This window comes from Clostridium weizhouense (assembly GCF_019431045.1).
Taxonomy (GTDB): Bacteria; Bacillota; Clostridia; order Clostridiales; family Clostridiaceae; genus Clostridium; species Clostridium weizhouense.
Genome location: NZ_JAHXPT010000005.1, coordinates 130657 through 148927, shown reverse-complemented (window position 1 = coordinate 148927; position 18271 = coordinate 130657). Strand labels below are relative to the sequence as shown.

The 18271-nt window shown below is 27.3% G+C and carries 18 protein-coding genes; 16 read left to right on the top strand and 2 right to left on the bottom strand.

Features of this window, described 5'->3' with window-relative positions; translation table 11 throughout:
- Positions 1–179: 179 nt before the first annotated feature.
- Both KYD98_RS08460 and KYD98_RS08455 read right to left on the bottom strand, forming a co-directional pair.
- Positions 180–1427 (bottom strand): metal-dependent hydrolase family protein, encoded by a 1248-nt coding sequence (locus KYD98_RS08460; RefSeq protein WP_219779195.1) that lies wholly within the window; start codon positions 1425–1427, stop codon positions 180–182.
- Between the two features lie 180 nt (positions 1428–1607).
- Entirely contained in the window at positions 1608–3065 is a 1458-nt protein-coding gene (locus KYD98_RS08455) for an APC family permease (protein ID WP_219779194.1), read from the bottom strand.
- A gap of 475 nt (positions 3066–3540) precedes the next feature.
- Here KYD98_RS08455 and KYD98_RS08450 point away from each other — a divergent pair, with 475 nt between their 5' ends.
- From KYD98_RS08450 to KYD98_RS08375, 16 genes are all read left to right on the top strand, one after another.
- The gene (locus KYD98_RS08450; RefSeq protein WP_219779192.1) at positions 3541–4818 is read left to right on the top strand and encodes an L-cysteine desulfidase family protein; all 1278 of its coding nucleotides are present in this window, start codon (positions 3541–3543) and stop codon (positions 4816–4818) included.
- A 22-nt stretch (positions 4819–4840) separates the two neighbouring features.
- Positions 4841–5806 carry a tRNA dihydrouridine synthase gene (locus KYD98_RS08445; protein ID WP_219779191.1) on the top strand — a complete coding sequence of 322 codons (966 nt, stop codon included), beginning with the start codon at positions 4841–4843 and terminating at the stop codon, positions 5804–5806.
- Positions 5807–6079: 273 nt separating this feature from the next.
- Positions 6080–6568 (top strand): cysteine hydrolase family protein, encoded by a 489-nt coding sequence (locus KYD98_RS08440; RefSeq protein WP_219779189.1) that lies wholly within the window; start codon positions 6080–6082, stop codon positions 6566–6568.
- 381 nt (positions 6569–6949) lie between these two features.
- Complete coding sequence (locus KYD98_RS08435; RefSeq protein ID WP_219779188.1) at positions 6950–8005, top strand: galactose ABC transporter substrate-binding protein; 1056 nt, start codon at positions 6950–6952, stop codon at positions 8003–8005.
- Between the two features lie 468 nt (positions 8006–8473).
- On the top strand, positions 8474–9271 hold the full coding sequence (modA, locus tag KYD98_RS08430) for a molybdate ABC transporter substrate-binding protein (RefSeq protein ID WP_219779187.1): 798 nt from the start codon (positions 8474–8476) through the stop codon (positions 9269–9271).
- A 45-nt stretch (positions 9272–9316) separates the two neighbouring features.
- Complete coding sequence (locus KYD98_RS08425; RefSeq protein ID WP_219779185.1) at positions 9317–10126, top strand: ABC transporter permease; 810 nt, start codon at positions 9317–9319, stop codon at positions 10124–10126.
- A gap of 20 nt (positions 10127–10146) precedes the next feature.
- Positions 10147–11184, top strand: coding sequence for an ABC transporter ATP-binding protein (locus tag KYD98_RS08420; RefSeq protein ID WP_219779184.1), 1038 nt, complete (start codon positions 10147–10149; stop codon positions 11182–11184).
- A 21-nt stretch (positions 11185–11205) separates the two neighbouring features.
- Entirely contained in the window at positions 11206–11940 is a 735-nt protein-coding gene (locus KYD98_RS08415) for a Rossmann-like domain-containing protein (protein WP_219779183.1), read from the top strand.
- Positions 11941–12225: 285 nt separating this feature from the next.
- Positions 12226–12369 carry a hypothetical protein gene (locus tag KYD98_RS08410; protein ID WP_219779181.1) on the top strand — a complete coding sequence of 48 codons (144 nt, stop codon included), beginning with the start codon at positions 12226–12228 and terminating at the stop codon, positions 12367–12369.
- 350 nt (positions 12370–12719) lie between these two features.
- Entirely contained in the window at positions 12720–14666 is a 1947-nt protein-coding gene (locus KYD98_RS08405; RefSeq protein ID WP_219779180.1) for a BglG family transcription antiterminator, read from the top strand.
- 14 nt (positions 14667–14680) lie between these two features.
- Complete coding sequence (locus KYD98_RS08400; RefSeq protein ID WP_219779178.1) at positions 14681–15817, top strand: amidohydrolase family protein; 1137 nt, start codon at positions 14681–14683, stop codon at positions 15815–15817.
- Positions 15789–16142, top strand: coding sequence for a PRD domain-containing protein (locus KYD98_RS08395; RefSeq protein WP_219779176.1), 354 nt, complete (start codon positions 15789–15791; stop codon positions 16140–16142). The genes KYD98_RS08400 and KYD98_RS08395 overlap by 29 nt, the downstream gene beginning before the upstream one ends.
- A gap of 46 nt (positions 16143–16188) precedes the next feature.
- Positions 16189–16554, top strand: a complete 366-nt coding sequence (locus KYD98_RS08390) for an SFCGS family glycine-rich protein (protein ID WP_219779175.1) — start codon at positions 16189–16191, stop codon at positions 16552–16554.
- 7 nt (positions 16555–16561) lie between these two features.
- Positions 16562–16849 (top strand): DUF4312 family protein, encoded by a 288-nt coding sequence (locus KYD98_RS08385; RefSeq protein ID WP_219779174.1) that lies wholly within the window; start codon positions 16562–16564, stop codon positions 16847–16849.
- A gap of 15 nt (positions 16850–16864) precedes the next feature.
- Complete coding sequence (locus KYD98_RS08380; protein ID WP_219779173.1) at positions 16865–17587, top strand: DUF4311 domain-containing protein; 723 nt, start codon at positions 16865–16867, stop codon at positions 17585–17587.
- A 28-nt stretch (positions 17588–17615) separates the two neighbouring features.
- Positions 17616–18260, top strand: a complete 645-nt coding sequence (locus KYD98_RS08375) for a DUF4310 family protein (protein WP_219779172.1) — start codon at positions 17616–17618, stop codon at positions 18258–18260.
- The last annotated feature ends 11 nt before the right edge of the window (positions 18261–18271 follow it).

The following is an 18271-nucleotide window of genomic DNA, read 5'->3' as shown; positions in this document are numbered from 1 at the left end:
AAAAATCTAAAATTAAGATTTTTATGGGCTTATATTATTAATTTTTTTACATAAATAGCAACTTATTTTATATTTGCTTATTTAAAGTTACTTCTCAAAATGTGCATGAGTATAGTTTTTTATTTTATTCACGGATTCATAATGCAATATTAACAAAGTTTAAAAAAATTTATTTATATTTAAAAAGTAATTTTTATAAAACTACCTTCTTTCATAATAATATCCATATTATCAACAGCTATTTTGCGAATATTTTCTAAAGGATTTCCATTAATGACTAGAAGATCAGCAAATTTACCTTTTTCTAAAGTACCTGTAATCTCTCCTACATTAAGCATCTGAGCACCAACTTTAGTGGCAGCCATTATTGTATCCATAGGTGAAATGTTAGCTTTTTCAACAAATGAATACATTTCACCAATAGCAGTTGTACCATATGGTGTTAAACTTGAACAGAATGAATCAGAACCAATAGTTAAGCCTATTCCTTTAGATTTAGCTTTTCTAAGGTTGGCATAAATACGGTTTAGTTCTTTTTCAGCAACAGTATCACCTGAATATTGGTCATGTATCTCTTGTATATATGGTGGAGCATATGTCTTAAACCATTCATTAAGAAATTGAATAGTAGGGCAAAAATATATCCCCTTTTCTGCCATTATATCTAAACATTCATCGTTAAGTGTTTGTCCATGAATAATGAGATGAACACCAGCTTTAGCAGAATCAAGTGCTCCGCCATATCCTTCTGCATGTGACCATACAGGTATACCTACCATATTACATTCATCAACAACAGCTTGGATTTCTTCAAATGTATAGTGTTGATCAAGTTTTTTATCCCAACGCCAGATTCCACCACCTGTTGACCAAATTTTTATGGCATCAGGATTTTCTCTTAATCTTCTTCTAACAGCTTTACGAAGTTCCCAAGGACCGTCAATACGTTCAGCCCATGGATGTGATTGTTCATTATACCATAGAGGAACTTTATGTGAATCACCATGTCCACAAGTACGTGCAAAACCTAATCCAGTAGCGACTACACGAGGTCCTTGCATAATTCCCTTTTCAATCATATTACGGATGTGTAAACCTGAACGTGAAATTTCACCGACAGTAGTTAAACCATGTTCAAGACATTCATGAGCTTGTTGAACTGCAACGACTGTTTTTTGAATAGGATCTTCTAAAATCCAATCAGAATCATCATCAGTAAGATTACCAGAAAAATGTAAATGACTATCTATAAGACCCGGCATAATTGTTTTTCCTGATATGTTAATCTTTCTGTAATCTTCTTCAAAATCTTTTTTAGGACCAGCATATTTTATTTTCTTATCAACTATTAATACCAATGAGTCTTTAACAGGCTCCTTTCCAGTGCCATCAATAAGTAAACCACCTATAAAAGCAATTTTCTTCATGTATATAATCCTCCTTAATATATTATAAGTTTTCTTGCTCTCAAATTTCTTCTGTATAGAAGTAAGAAGTAAGAAGTAAGATCAAATTTATCTGTTCATAATAAATTTACTAATAAGTAATTTTAATAAACTATATTATTAATTATTAAAAATTTCTTAATAGAATTTATATTATTTACATTAAGCATTTTTATTTTTTTTACTTATATTTGTAAGTGTAGTAAGAATTAATCCTATTATGAGCCAGCCAATGACGATAACCCATTCTTGTGTTTTAAGAGCAGCAGGGCTTGAAGGTATAATCATTAAACCGATTATGATAGATCCTGCTAAACAAGCAGCAGAAATCCCAAATTTTCCACCAGGAACTTTATAAGGTCTTTTCAAATTAGGTTCTGTTTTGCGCATTCTAAGACAGGCAAAACTTACCATTGTACAAGAAAAAATAAATGCAAGTGCAGAAACATTAGTAAGTGGAACAAGCATATTCTTACCAAGGAAAGGTCCAACTAAAGTAAGAATTGCTAAAATAATGTTTGATGTAACAGGAGTACCACTTTTAGCATCTACTTTTGCAAATGATTTTGGAAGCTGATTTTTACGTCCCATAGCAAGCATTATACGAGAAGTAGCACCATAGAATGAATTCATAGGTCCCATAGGTCCTAAAGTAGCAATACAAAGCATGATGACATATAAAATTATATTGATATCTTTAAGACAAGAGAGAGCAGGAACAGTGTGTTTAACAAAATCATCCCATGGAAGAATAGTTCCAAATGAGTAAATACAAACCATATAAAAAATACCTGATGCAAGTAATGCTATAGAAATGACTTTACCAAATTTCTTCCAATTGAGTCCTTCAGCTGCTTCTTCAGCTTGTTGAGGAATAGTATCAAATCCTGCATAGAAGAATGGTGTCATAACTAAGACACTAAGAATACCTGAAAATATACTAGTAGCGGTTGTAGATGAACTTGTGGCATCTACTTGTCTGAAAATCGGATTCAAGTGAGAAGGACTACCTTTAAAAATAGAAATTCCCATAGCAAGTATCATACCTGCGAGTAAAGCCTTTGTTAAAAAGCCTTGTAATTTTGCTGCAGAAGAAGCACCTTTAAAGTTCAATAAAATAACATAAGCTGCAAAACAAAGCGAAATTAATGTTGGAAAAAGGTAAACGTCAGCACCTAGTATTGAGTAAAGCTTTACACTGCGTAGAAATGGGAAAAATTCTCCAAACATTTCAGATATTAAAGTAGAGATAGCAATTGCCTCCCAAGGACAAAGAATACCATTCCCTAATGAAAGGAACCAACCTGTAATATAAGACATTTTAGAACCAAAAGTTCTATCTACATATTCAACTATACCTCCAGAAATAGGAATAGCAGAGGTAAGTTCTCCAAATACAGCTCCAATAGGTAAAAGGAAAATTGAACCAATAATAAATGCAATCATAGCAGCTATAGGGCCACCACCGATAATCATCCAATCGCCTACTAGTAAAACCCATCCTGTACCAATAATAGCACCAAATCCAATAGTGAAAAAATTCCAAAGGGATAGAGTTTTTTTCATGTTTGTTTTTGGTATATTTGTTTGAGTTGAGTTTGAATTTTTCTTAGTAACCATTTAATAGCACCCCCTTAATATATTAATATATTATAGAATTGTGAAAAAATGTAAAAAGGTATTCGAAATATTTGATTTATATATTATTTGAAATAAAATATCAGATAGATTGTAAATATTTAAATAAAATATTAATTTGTTAATAATATAGAAAGTTAAAAAATTTTTGGTAGTTATTTAAAAATAAAAGTGTAAATTAAAAAATAATTCTTAGGGTAAAAAGAAATTATTGTTTATGATATAATACAGATACATTAAATACTTATTTAAGATATATAAGTTTCAATAAAGTTTGTTCATTAATATAAATCTTAGAATATTTATAAATGTTATTATTAACTAATTTAGTAAAAAATTTATGTAGAAAAATTTATGATATATATGATTTTAACTAGATATTACTAATTAATGTAATAATTCAATTAGAACATATATATTTTAAAGATAAGTTTATTAATAAGGGAGTAATTTTAATATGAAAAAGAATGATAAAATATATAATGCTTATGTCCAAATATTAAAAGAAGAATTAGTTCCAGCAATGGGATGTACAGAACCAATTGCGATAGCTTATGCAGGAGCTAAGGCGAGAGAAGTTTTAGGTGAAATTCCTGAAAAATGTAAAATAGAGGTAAGCGGTAACATTATTAAAAATGTGAAAAGTGTCATTGTACCAAATACAAATGGATTAAAAGGAATAGAAGCAGCATTAGCAGCAGGAATTGCAGTTGGTAATGAAGGAGCAGTTTTAGAAGTACTTGCAAATGTGAATGATAAAGATAAGCCTAAAATAAAAGATTATATGCTAAATCATGAAATAAAGGTAAGTCCAAGCAATAAAAATGTGACATTTTATATTAGTGTAACACTTTATAGCAAATCATCTTATGTTAATTTAATAATTGAAAATTATCATACAAATATTGTCTTTATTGAAAAAGATGAAAAAATAATCTTTAAATCAGGTATTGAAAAAGAGAATTCAGCTGGTATTACGGATAGAAGTCTTTTAAATGTTAAAGATATTGTTGAGTTTGCAGATATAGTATGTATTGATGATATAAAAGGTACAATAGTTCGTCAAATTGAATATAATATGGCTATTTCAAAAGAGGGACTTACAGGTAATTGGGGAGCTCAAATAGGAAAAATTTTATTAAAGACATATGGTAATGATATAAAAATTAGAGCTAAAGCTGCTGCAGCTGCTGGTTCTGATGCTCGTATGAGTGGTTGTGAACTTCCAGTAATAATTGTATCAGGAAGTGGAAATCAAGGAATGACAGCATCAATTCCTGTAATTGAATATGCAAAAGAGTTTAATGCTAGTGATGAAAAGTTATATCGTTCACTTGTAGTATCAAATCTTATAACCATTCATCAAAAAACTGGAATAGGTAGATTATCTGCTTTTTGTGGAGCAGTTAGTGCAGGGTGTGGAGCTGGAGCCGGAATAGCATATTTAAATGGGGGTGACAATAAAATTGTATCACATACTATTGTAAATGCGCTTGCAATTGTATCAGGAATTATATGCGATGGAGCAAAATCTTCTTGTGCAGCTAAAATTGCAACAGCAGTTGACGCAGGGATTTTTGGATATAATATGTATTTAAATGGTCAAGAGTTTTATAGTGGAGATGGTATTGTTGCTAAAGGTGTTGATAATACAATTGATAATGTAGGAAGAATGGCACGTGAAGGCATGAAAGAAACAGATAAAGAGATATTAAAAATAATGGTTGGAGAATAATTATTTTTAAAGGAGTTATTAAATGAAATATTATTTAGCACCAATGGAAGGAATCACTGGATACATATATAGAAACTCTTATAAAAAATTTTTTGATAATATTGATAAATATTTTACACCTTTTATTGTTACAAACAAAAGTAAAAGCCTTAAAACTAAAGAATTAAGAGATGTTTTACCTGAAAATAATAAAGGAATAAATATAGTACCTCAAATACTTACTAATGATTCGAAAGGCTTTATTATGACTTCTAGAAAATTACAACAATTAGGTTATAACGAGGTGAATTTAAATTTAGGATGTCCAGCAGGTACAGTTGTTTCTAAAAATAGAGGATCAGGATTTTTAGCTAAAAGAGAAGAACTTGATAAATTTTTAGAAGAAATATTTAAAATTGATGATATGAAAATTTCTATAAAAACTAGAATAGGAAAAGATAGTCCAGAAGAATTTTATGAGTTATTAAAATTATATAATAAATATCCTATAGAAGAATTAATAATTCATCCTAGAACACAAAAAGATTTTTATGGAAATAAACCTAATTTAGAGGTATTTAAAGATGCATTATCTTTAAGTAGTAATCCAATATGTTATAATGGTGATATTTTTACAGTTGATGATTATAATAAATTAATAAAAACTTTTCCAGAAGTAAAAACAGTTATGATAGGAAGAGGTATATTAGCTAACCCATGGTTAATGTATGAGATAAAAAATAAGACTGGTTTAGATAAAAAAGTGTTAAAAGATTTTCATGATGAAATTTTTAATAACTATAGAGAATTATTTAATGAAGATAGAAATGCAATATTTAGAATGAAAGAATTATGGGGATATATGATTTACATATTTTCAGATAATAAAAAATATGCTAAAAAAATAAAGAAGGCACAAAAGTTAAATGATTATAATGAGGCCGTATTAAGTTTATTTGAAGAGCAGGAAACCATAAAGGGTGCAGGGTTATTTTATAATGAATATTAACTTAACTAAGGTTATCTTTTATTAAATAAATATGTTTAAAAAGATTAAGACAATATAATTTTATATTATTTTACACTCAAAATAAATTGAATTAATTGGATTAATATGGTAAAATGGCAAAAAATATGTTTTAATATATTAATTTTAAATAAAGTTTCAATACTAATTATAGGCTTTAGTGTTATTACAGAGATCTTTTTTTATAAAAAGTAAATAAAAAGTTATAAATGTATTAATTTAATGAGAACTAAAAATTAAAGGGAGTGTATGAGAATGAAATTAGCCTTTTTAATAATCGATATGCAAAAAGGTTGTCGTGATTTTTGCAAATGTCAAAGAGAATTTGATGAAACAGTAGAGTATATAAATGAGGCGGCAAGTATTTTTAGAGAAAAAGGATATCCTGTTGTTAGAGTATCAGATATAGAAGTTGATGGAGGTCCTGGTTCAGAAAATTTTGAATTTGTTGATTCTATTGTTACAGATGAAAATGATATTATTATTTATAAAGAATATAACAATGCGTTTTTTAATACAAAACTTCATGACAAGCTTCAAGAACTTGGAGTTGAATTTGTTGTTATAAGTGGGTTTGCAGCAGAGTACTGTTTATTATTTTCTTATAATGGAGCAAAAGAAATGGGTTATGGTGTATCATTACTTCAAAATGGGGTGGCAGGTATTGACTATGAGGAAGTTAAAAAAATGCAACTTATAAGACCAGTAGTAAGTCTTGAGGCATTAGAATATTTATTAAAGTAAAATATTTATAGGAAATATGAAAATATAAAAAGCTATGGAGACTGTTTATATTTTTTGAATTTTTAAGAAAGTTTTAGATTTTAAAATAGGTTGCAACTAATAAAAATTATAATATAAAAAATATATTATTTATTTTTTATGAAATGATATTCTTATAGAATTTTTATTATATTATTTTAAAAAACTTAAACTATGTTTTAAAATGAAGTACATGATTTAAAACATAAAATCATAACATTAAGTTTAATACAACTATTGAATTTACTTATGATTAACGCATAAAATATTAAATTTTAATAACACTAAATTAGAATATTTTTTTTATTAATACAAATGCTAAGATTAATAATTGTAATTAAACATGTATCTTGGAGGAGTTAAATGAACATTTTAAAAAAAATATTAATAGTTATTATGATTCCAATTATAATAACAACGCTACCAATAGAAGTTTTAAAAACTAATGTATTTGCTAATTCAAATTTTAATAAAGATACACCAATTAATATAGCTGTATTTTTAGATAATTCTAATGCTATGTATATTTCTTTACTTAAACAAAATTTAGAACGTATAGAAAATGAAAACAAAGATAAAGTTAAATTTACTTTTTTTGATGCAAAAGATAATCAAAGTGTACAAAACGAGAGTATTGAAAAAGCTCTTACAGAGGATTATGATCTTTTTATTATAAATTTAATTAGTCAAAATTTAGATGAGGTAGAAAGTACTTTAGTCAAAGTTATGAAGAAAAATATTCCTTTTATTTTAAATCCAGATCCTACTGAAGAAATAATAAATTTTGTTAAGCCATATAAACGATTTGTGGTTATTGGAGCAGATTTTAAAGAATCTGGTATTATGGAAGGGAATATATTGGCTAAGGAATGGAATTCTAATAAAAAGTATATAGATAAAAATAATGATAATGTATTGCAATATATTATGTTAAAAGGAAGGATTGGGAGTGATTTAACAGCTTTAAGAACAAAATATTCTATTTCAGCACTTAACGAGGCAGGAATAAAAACAGAAGAGCTTTCTTCATCGAATTGTGAATGGATGCAAGATTGTGCTAAAAGTTCTATTGAATCTTTATTCCTTAAATATGGTAATAGGATAGAAGCTATAATTGCTAATAATGATGCTATGGCAGTAGGTGCTGTTGAAGCTTTACAAAAATATGGATATAATAAAGGAAATAAAGCAAAAACAATCCCGGTTGTTGGGATTGATGGAATGCCAGCTGCTAAAGATTTAATTGAAAAAGGGTTTATGACAGGTACAGTTGTTTTAGATCCTAAAGATCTTGCAGAATTACTTTATTCTGTTGGAATGAATTTAGCATCTAGCAGACCACCTCTTGAAAATACAAATTATAAATTTGATAATACAGGATATACAATTCATTTGAATTATCAGGAATATATAAAGTGATTAAAACAACTGTTTAGATAAAAAGTCTAAATAGTTGTTTTTTATTATACTTTTTACACATGAAGATTTAAATATTATGAAAGTAATTTTATATTAGTACCTAAGAATGTAATTTATTTAGCTACAAAGTCATTTATAAAACAATTTTACAGAAGGATTTTATATGTGAAACTTATTAATACAAATATAAAGATTTAAGTTGTATATCCTGTTTTTTGAAATCACATTTTTATAAAGTATAAGGTATGGATAGTGCTAATAAGAAATCTATAGGATATTAAAGTTTATGAATACTGATTATGCTGTAAATTTAGCTATAGATGGTTTAAAAAATAAAAAACTTAAATATGGGATTTATTGACTGGGAAATGTTAGCGTGATATTCTAGTTGTATAGAATACTAAAGAAAATCATTATATTAGAGTAAAAGGGGCTAAAATGAGATACTAGAAGAAAGGAAAAATTTTTATGAAGAAAAGAAAGTCACTAATTTTAATTTCAACATTATTAATACTCTCTATTATATTAGCAGGTTGCGGACAAGCATCTAAACCTACTACTGCAAATAATGAAAAGAATAAGTCTTTGTTGATTTATTGTGCCGCAGGTTTAAAAAAGCCAATGGATGAAATAGGTAAAAATTTTGAAGAACAAAATGGTGTTAAGGTTGAATTGACTTATGCTAATGCATCAGATCTTATAGGTCAAATGGAGATTTCACATAAAGGAGATATTTGTGTATTGCCTTCAAATAAAGACTATGAAATGGCAAATAAAAAAGAATTAACATTGGATAAAAAAGATTTAACATATCATATACCTGCAATTGCTGTACCTAAAGGAAATCCACTTAATATAAAAAATTTACAAGATTTTTCAAAGTCTGGAGTTAGAGTTATTTTAGGAGATCCTCAAGCATCACCATTAGGAAAATTGGCTATGAAATTATTTGCCAAAGTTGGTATTCAAGATGAGGTAAAACCTAATGTTGTTTCCACAGTTTCTACTGTAAATGAAATAGTAACTTATCTTTCTATGAAAAAAGCAGATGCTTCAATTGTTTGGGAAGATAATGCTCTTAATGCATCTAAAGATATAGATTGCGTTCAAATACCAAAGGAACAAAATTCGATTGAAAAAGTAAATATAAGCACTCTGAAAAGCTGTGAAGATAAGGAATTATGTCAAAAATTTATTGATTTTACTAACTCAGATGAAGGAAAGGCTATATTTACAAAAAACAATTTAAAACCTGTTGAAGAATAGGTGTATTGTAATTGTTTACTTTATAGTAGTATTGAGGGCCAACTAATGAGAATTAATAAAAATTTTAAAGATATTTTTTTTAAAACGTCTATATGTATATTTCTATTTGTCTTTATATTATTTATAATTTTTGCAATATTTGGAGTATTAATAAGAGGCATTCCTAATTTAATAGAAAGCCTCTTAGACAAAGAAATTCAGTTTGCAATTAAGTTAAGTTTTTTTACATCAACTATATCAACAATTATCTGTTTGATATTTTCTATACCTATATCATATGGATTGGCTAGATTTAACTTTTGGGGTAAAAAAATTATAAATGCAATAGTACAAATGCCAATTTCAATTCCACCAATTGCATCAGGAATAGCTCTTTTACTGCTATTTACTACAAAACCTATAGAAAATATCATTACTAAATTAGGAATAGATCCTGTTTTTTCTATATATGGAATAATAGTAGCTCATTTTTTTATTAATACTCCATATATGATAAGAATTTTAAAAGTAACTTTTGAAAGTATTAATCCTAAGTTAGAATTTGTTGCTAGAACACTTGGTTATAGCAGTTGTGAATCATTCTTTAAGGTAACGCTTCCTTTAGCTAGAAATGGATTGATTTCAGGAGTTATAATTGTATGGACTAGCGCATTGGGCGAATTTGGTACTGCACTTATGCTTGCAGGAGCTATTCGTATGAAAACAGAGACCTTACCAGCAGCAATATTTTTAAATCTGTCTGGTGGAGAATTAGATAAAGCTTTAGCAGCAGCAACAATATTAATAATTATGTCTATAGTCTGCTTGTCTGTTTTTCAATTGTTTGAAAAGAGAAATATAGAAAATATTAAATAATACGTAAAAGGAGCTATTTCATGCTTAAATTAGAGCATATTTATAAAAAACTTGGTAATTTTACAATTAAGGATATAAGCTTTGAAGTAAAAGAAGGAGAATATTTTGTTATATTAGGACCAACAGGATCAGGTAAGACTATAATTTTAGAAACAATAGCAGGAATTTATAATCTGGATAAAGGAAGTATATACATAAATAATAAAAATTTAAGTAATGTTCCGCCAGAGCATAGAAATATAGGATTTGTATATCAAGATTATTTGTTATTTCCTCATTTATCTGTAAGAGAAAACATCCTTTTTAGTTCTAAAGTAAAGAAGATGTCTAAAAGTAGTGCAGAGCAAGCTTTACTTGCTATATGTGAAATGCTTAATATAGAGCATTTATTAAATAGAAATACATCTGTGTTAAGTGGAGGAGAACAACAACGTGTTGCTTTTGCAAGAGCTATTATTACTTCTCCACAAATATTATTATTGGATGAAGTTAGTAGTGCACTTGATCCTTGTACTAAAGAAGTTTTTCAACAAAATCTAAAAACGTTGCATAAAAATCTAAATACTACAACTATTCATGTGACTCATGATTTTAATGAGGCTTTGTATTTAGCAGATAGAATAGCAGTTATGAATAATGGAGAGATTCATCAAATTGGAACTCCAGAGGAAATATTTAAACATCCTGCATCAGAATTTATAGCTAAATTTACTGGATTTAGTAATTTATTTAAATGTAAAGTAAATGATGGAAGAGCGATTTTATCAAATGGAATGAAGTTTGTTGTTAAAAACAATAAAGTAGTTAATGAGGGGTTAGCAGCAGTACGTGGTGAAAATGTTGTTCTGTTTTTAAACTCTAAAACCAAAAGTTTTGAGAATAAATTTAAAGGTAGAATTGTTGAAGTTATTAATCAAGGTTTTATAAAGAAAGTTATAATTGATATAGGAATTGAATTGAATTCTTTTGTAACAGAAAAATGTATTGAAGATTTAGAGCTAAATCCAGGAAAAGAAGTGTATGTAGGAATTAAAGATAGTGATATACAAATTTTATAATAAAATTATGGAGGCAATTATATGAAAGAAACAGAATTTTATAATACTTTATTTAATAAATTTATAAATATAGTTAATGATAACGATTTTTTAAATGATGAAGTTAAAGTAAAAGGAAAGGCTTTAAAGCCAGAGGAAGCTATAGGAAATCCAGAAAGAAAAGATTTTCCTATTATAAAGGGAAAGGAAAAATTGCTTGAGGCAGATTTTAGAGGACAAAAAGGTCAAGCTTTTACAGATATGCCTAATAATTTTGAAGGAACTTTAAAACAAATTGTTGAAATGCCTTTAAAAACTAATTTTGATACTGCTGTATACATTGCAACTTTAAATGCTGTATGCAGATATTTGAACTTAATAGACAAAACAATTCATTGTAAGGATGGAGAACCGGAACTATGTGCATTGGAGTTTGTTGATTATATTAAAAATAAGTATGATAATCCTAAAATAGCAATGATAGGATATCAACCTGCAATATTAGAAAATCTTTCTAAAAATTTTCCAGTTAGGATTGTGGATTTGGCTTCAGATACTATAGGTAAGATTAAATATGGGGTATTAGTTGAAGACGGAAATAAATCTACAGAAGATTTGTTGAATTGGTGCGATATAGTAGTTGCTACAGGTAGCACAATAGCAAATAAAACAATAACAAATTTTTTAATAGATAAGCCTACTATTTTTTTTGGCACAACTCTTGCAGGAGCAGCAGCTTTAATGAAGCTTGAAAGATTTTGTTCATGTTCAAAATAATAGATAAACTATTAATAAATACGGTATATGATTTGATGTAGTTATCTTTAGTGTGTAAATTAAATATTTAAGTTTAAATATAGCTAGAAAATTTATTTTTTAGTTATATTTTTTTTAGGTAAATTATTGATTTAAAGATTTTATATAGTTAAGAAATAATAATTTTACTCAAAATTTAATAATGATTAACATAAATAGATTTATCAAATTAACGTTTATAAATTTATAATTATTAAGGATAACATAATTATAAATGGTAAAAATAATTTATAAGAGGTGAGATAAATGAGTACAAAATATAAAAATACTAAAAAGAAAATGGCATCTTTAGGTCTCAAAAAGACTGAAAACGGAGATTATACGTATATAGATGTTAATGATAAAAATTCAGAATTTAAACCAGTAAGAAAAAGTCAAAATAAAAGTTAGATATGAAGTTTTATTAAAAAAATTTATATTATTTATTATGAATATAAAGAAAAATTTAATATAAATAAATTTATGATAATTAAGAAAAGATAATATGAGCTTGTAGAGTATTACATCTGCAATGAAACTCATAACAATACAGAAATGTATTGTTATGGGTTTTTATTTGTTTAATTAGAATATTTTTATTAATAACTCAGGATAATAATATAAAAATTGCACCTTTAAATAATGCAAAAATGTTACTAAAATATGATTAATAGTATAAAATTGCACTATTAATCGTGAAGACATTTAATATTTTAATAGTGCAAAGATTATATTAATATGTAATCAAGGAAGTGATTTTAATGATCTTAACTGAAAGACAAAAGTTGATTCTTCAAAGATTGTTGCTTTCTAAAAAAAGTATAACAGCCAAGAAGTTATCAGAAGAATTTGATGTATCTTTAAGAACTATAAGATATGATTTAGAAGATATAGAATATTGGATAAATCAAAATGGTGCAATAATTGAAAAAATACCTAGAGTAGGAATTGTAATTTCACAAAAAGAAAAAGCTTTAGAGGCGTTAAGCAAAATGAATTTAGGTGATAATATCATATTATCTACAGATGATAGAAAGATAATATTAATTAGCAAATTAGTTTATTCAGGTGGAATAATTACTTCTGAACAATTAGCAGATTTGATTTTTGTATCAAGAAGTACAGTACTTAGCACTATAAAGGATATAAATGAAGAACTTTTAGATCACTCTATTTCAATAGAAGGTAAGCCGCATCATGGTTTTAAATTATCAGGAGAAGAAGGAGCTATAAGATTATATATAAGAGAGGTTTTAATTCCATTAATAATAAAAGTATATGGAAAAAAAATATTTCAAACATCTTTTAATATTTTTGACACTAGTGAATGTGAAAGAATAGACCAAGTAATTGAGCATATAAAAGATGAATTCAATATAAGAATCGATACATCAGAAGAACTTAAATTAAAACTTATGATATTATCATTTGTAAAAAGAATTAGACTTTTTAAAAGTATAGAAAAATATAAAGAAGATGTAACAAGGTACAAAACTACTAAAATTTATAAGCAAGCCACAAAAATATATATGAAAATTCAAAGTCTTTTTAACATTCCATATGTGGAAGAAGAAATAGCATATTTTTCACACTTACTTCTCTCAGAAAATATATTTTTAATAACCATAGAAAAAACAGGGATAGATGAAGAAAAGTTAAATGTAGTATCTCAAAGAATAGTTGAATTTGTCTATGAACATTTGAATATAAAAGAAAATGAGTTAGAAACATTAAATTCAGAGATAATTAATCATTTGAGGCTTACAATAAAGAGATATGATTTAAATATAATAAGTAAAAATCCTATATTAGAACAAATTAAAGCAAAGTATGGAGAGGTATTTGAAATTGCAAGAAAAACAGCACAAATATTTAAAGATGAATATTTATTTGAATTAAGTGAAGATGAGATTGGATTTATTACTATGTATTTTGTGAAATCTTTAGAAAAAAGCAAAATATATGTAAAAAAGAATATAGTAGTAGTTTGTAATACTTCTAGAGGTACATCAAAGTTATTAGCTACAAGAATAAAAAATAACATTCCAGAAATCAACATAAAAGATATAGTTTCTATAATAAATATTGAAAAAGATAAAGAATTATTAGAAGATGTAGATTTAATAATAAGTACTATAAAAACTGATAAATTAGATAAGCCAACAATAACAGTTAGTCCAATAATAACTATGTATGAACTTTCAAAGATTAGAGATTTTCTTTATCTTGAAAATGAATATATAGAAGATGTATATAAAGAAGAAAAATATATAGACGAAGCACTTACAAAGATAATGCTAAAATATATACCTAAAAAACATGTTAATGAATTTTATAAGGAAATAAAAAATCTTGGAGGCTTTATATCAAATAAAAGATTAGACATAAAGGAAGATAACGTTTATGAATTTTCAGAATTTATGGGGCTGATATTAGTAGAATTTGGAGAGTTATTTCAAAAGATTTTTCCACATGGATTAGATGAAGAGGAGTTTAAACGAGTTTATGGTATATTAATTCATTTAATGATGGCTATTCCAAGATGGCAAAGAGGAGAGTTTACTGAAGAAAAACAATTAAAACATTATGAAAAGCAATATAAAACATTGTTTAGAACTATAGAAGAAACATTTAAAAACATACAAGAAAAATATAACTTAAAGATTAGTAAAACAGAAGTTGTATCCATACTAAGATATTTAAATTAGAAAGGAGAGTTAAAATGAATAAGCTGCTTATAAAAGGAGGGCGTTTATTAAGTTCTAAAAATGGATATTCATTTGATAAACTAGATATATTAATTGAAAATGGAATAATAAAAGTTATTGGAAATGATTTAGAAGAAAATGGGATAGAAATATTAAAGCTTAATGGAGAAATAATAGCTCCAGGTTTTATTGATATACATACTCATTGTTATAAAGGAAAGTCACCTATAGGGACAGAAGCAGATTTGTTAGGAATAGAAAGAGGATCTACTACAATATTTGATGCTGGAACATCTGGTCCGTTAAATTATATGGATTTTAAAGAAAATGTTATAAATAAAGTAAAAACAAAAGTATTTACTTGTTTAAATATATCAGATTACGGGTTGGATACACTAAATGAACTATCTAATTTAGAATCTATAAATGAAGAAAGAGTATTAAAAGTTGTAAATGAAAATAGAGACAATATAAAAGCAATTAAAGTAAGAGCGAGTGCTTCAGTAGTAGGCAAAAATGGATTAAAACCAATAGCTATTGGAAAAGAAATAGCTAGAAAGGTCCAATTGCCATTAGTAGTGCATATGGGGAATTATCCTCCAAGTGCTAGTGAAGTTTTAAATTTATTGGATAAAAATGATATAGTTACTCATTCATATCATGGTAAAAAAAATGGTTTATTTAAAGATGATGGAACATTAAAGGATGAAGTTATAGAAGCTAAAAAAAGAGGAGTAAAATTTGATGTTGGACATGGAAGTGCAAGTTTTAATATAAAAATTTTTAAAAAAGCTTTAAAAAATAATTTGATTCCAGATTTTATAAGTACTGATTTGTATCACACTAATATGGTTGAGCCAGTAGGAAGCATTTTAAATGTAATAAACAAGTTAATTAGTGCTGGATTAACTTTAGAAGAGTGTATACAAAAAGTTACATCAGATGTGGCTGATTTTTTTAACCTTGAAGGGATAGGAGAGTTAAAAGAAGGATATATAGCTGATCTTACAATTTTTAATATTAAACCATGTGATGAAATAGTAAAAGATTCAGAAGAAAATGAACAAAAAATTTTAGTGAAACTTGAACTAGGGTATGTGGTGCATACAGGAGGCAATGGGAGTGGAATACTTAAATTTAATAAAAAATAATCTTAAAATAGATGGAAATAAATTAAAAGATATAGAAAAAGATATAGAACATGTTAATAGTGTCTTAGTAAAATATAATATAAATTTTGAAGATCATTTTGCTATAAGTTTTTGGAATCATATTATTAGTTTTATAGATAGAGCTAAGAATAATGAGTTTGTAGATGTATTAGGAGAAGATATGGTGAGTGAATTATCAGAAGACGCAATAAAAATAGCTATAGAGCTTTTTTCAGATATATTTACTCGATATGGAAGAGAACAAAATCTATCAGAGATTTATTTAGTATCAATACATATACAAGTTGCAAAACAAAATTTATAAGAAAATAAAACTATAAATAATTAATAATTTTAAGGAGGAGTTTATAATGAAAAATCAAGTTGTAGTAGTAATTGGTCACAGATTAGGAAAAGGTCAAAAAGTAGCAGCTGGAGTAGAAAAAGCAGGTGGAAAAGCTATAGTTATACCAGGGATGGCGGCAGACATGAAGCTTGGTGATGCTATGAAGGAAAATAATGCTACTATAGGAATAAGTTTTTGTGGATCTGGTGGAGCAGGAGCTTTGATGGCAGCAAATAAATATGGATATAAGGCAAAACATCATTTACGTTCAGTAGAAGCAGGAGTAACAGCTTTAAAAGAAGGAAATACTGTATTAGGGTTTGGATTTATGGATGTAGAAGAACTAGGAGAAAAATTGGTAAAAGCATATATAGATTTAAATGAGAGGTAGAAAAGTTATGGAAACCAAAAGTGTTATGTTTCAGAAAGAAATTGATATAACTTTATCAAGTAAAGGTAAGAGTAAAGCGGATGCAATGGGTAAGATATTCTCAATATTAAGAAAAGAAGTATACAATCATGTAAACGGTATAGTGATACACATGGAACCAATAGATGTTTTTATAGAAGAATTTAAATCAAAAAAAATAAAAGAAAAATTTATGTTCATATTTATGCCAAGAGAAAAGGAAGAAGTTAAAGTAAGAGCAACAATTAGAATAAATGTAAAATATGTAGATTTTTAATCGGGAGGGATTAATATGTTTTTGATAATTATTAAATCGCTTATTATTGGGACATTGGGTGGAGCAGCTATAACAGCAGGAGCAGCAAGAATGTTCCATGCACCAGAGTCACAAGGATTAGGAGCATTTAGAACCTTAGGAGAATTAAATGCATGTAATGGAGATCCTATAGCACATTTTTCATTTGGACTAGGTTTTTTATTTAATTCTGCTGCATCAACAGTAGCATCAGGAGCATTAACTCAAGATGTATTTCATAGAATAATACCTAATTTTTCGGCAGCTATATTGTTATTAAAAAATAAAAACATAGAAGAAACATTACATAATCCTAAAAAAATGATGTTTGCTGGAGCAGGTGTAGGAGCACTAGTTGTAACATTATTAAATACTATATCATCAATAATACCTATGAAATTATCAACAATAGCTAAAGAAGTATTAACGCCAGCAGCTAATTTAATGATAAATCCAATAATGCCAGCGATATTTTGGTTAGCAGCATTAGATTCAGGAAAAACTACAGGAATATGGGCTACTATATTAGGTGGAGTATCGCATATGGTTACTGGAAATGGTACTCCGGGAATTGTATTAGGTATATTAGTTGGTCAAACTGTTGAAGAAAATGGATATAAGAATAGAACATCTCAAGTGTTAATAGTAATAGTTGTAATAATGTTCTTAGCGATAGCTTATTTTAGAGGATTTACTAAGAAATTAGGTTTACCATTTTAATATTAAAAAGTAAAGGAGAGAATTTATTATGGAAAATAAGAAAAAAGATAAATTATTATTATTTTTACTTAAAGATCTTTCGTTCCCTTTAATAGTTGGTATAGCATGTGCAGCTATATTTGCAGGAACTCATATGTATGTTATACATCATACTGGGGCATTTAATGAAATATTTGTAGTTCAAATGTTAGATGAGGGCTTAAATGGTGGAGATTATGCAGCAGCAGCAGGTTTTGCTACAGGTTTTTTGTTGGCTAGAATACTTGAAGGACCATTGGTTGGAATTTTAGATATAGGGGGATCACTTTTAACAGGTGTTGGTATTGGTATACCAGCTATGATGTTAGCCGCAGGTGTTGAAAGTCCAATTAATAGTTTTCCATTAGCATTAGCAACAGGTTTAGTAATTGGATTAGTAATTGGAGCTTTAATAATAATAATAAGAAAAATAATGCCAAATGGAATAGCAGCGGGTGGAACAGGGATTATGATGGGAGCAGGTAATGCTACTGGACGATATTTAGGGCCATTAATAATTCTTTCAGCCATACAATATTCAATACCTACGGGAATAGGAGCATTTGTTGGAGGAGCTATATTTTATAAATTTGAAAGACCAATAGCAGGTGGAGCAATAATTGGTGCAATGCTAGCAGGTGGATTGTTCTTATAATATTAGAAGAA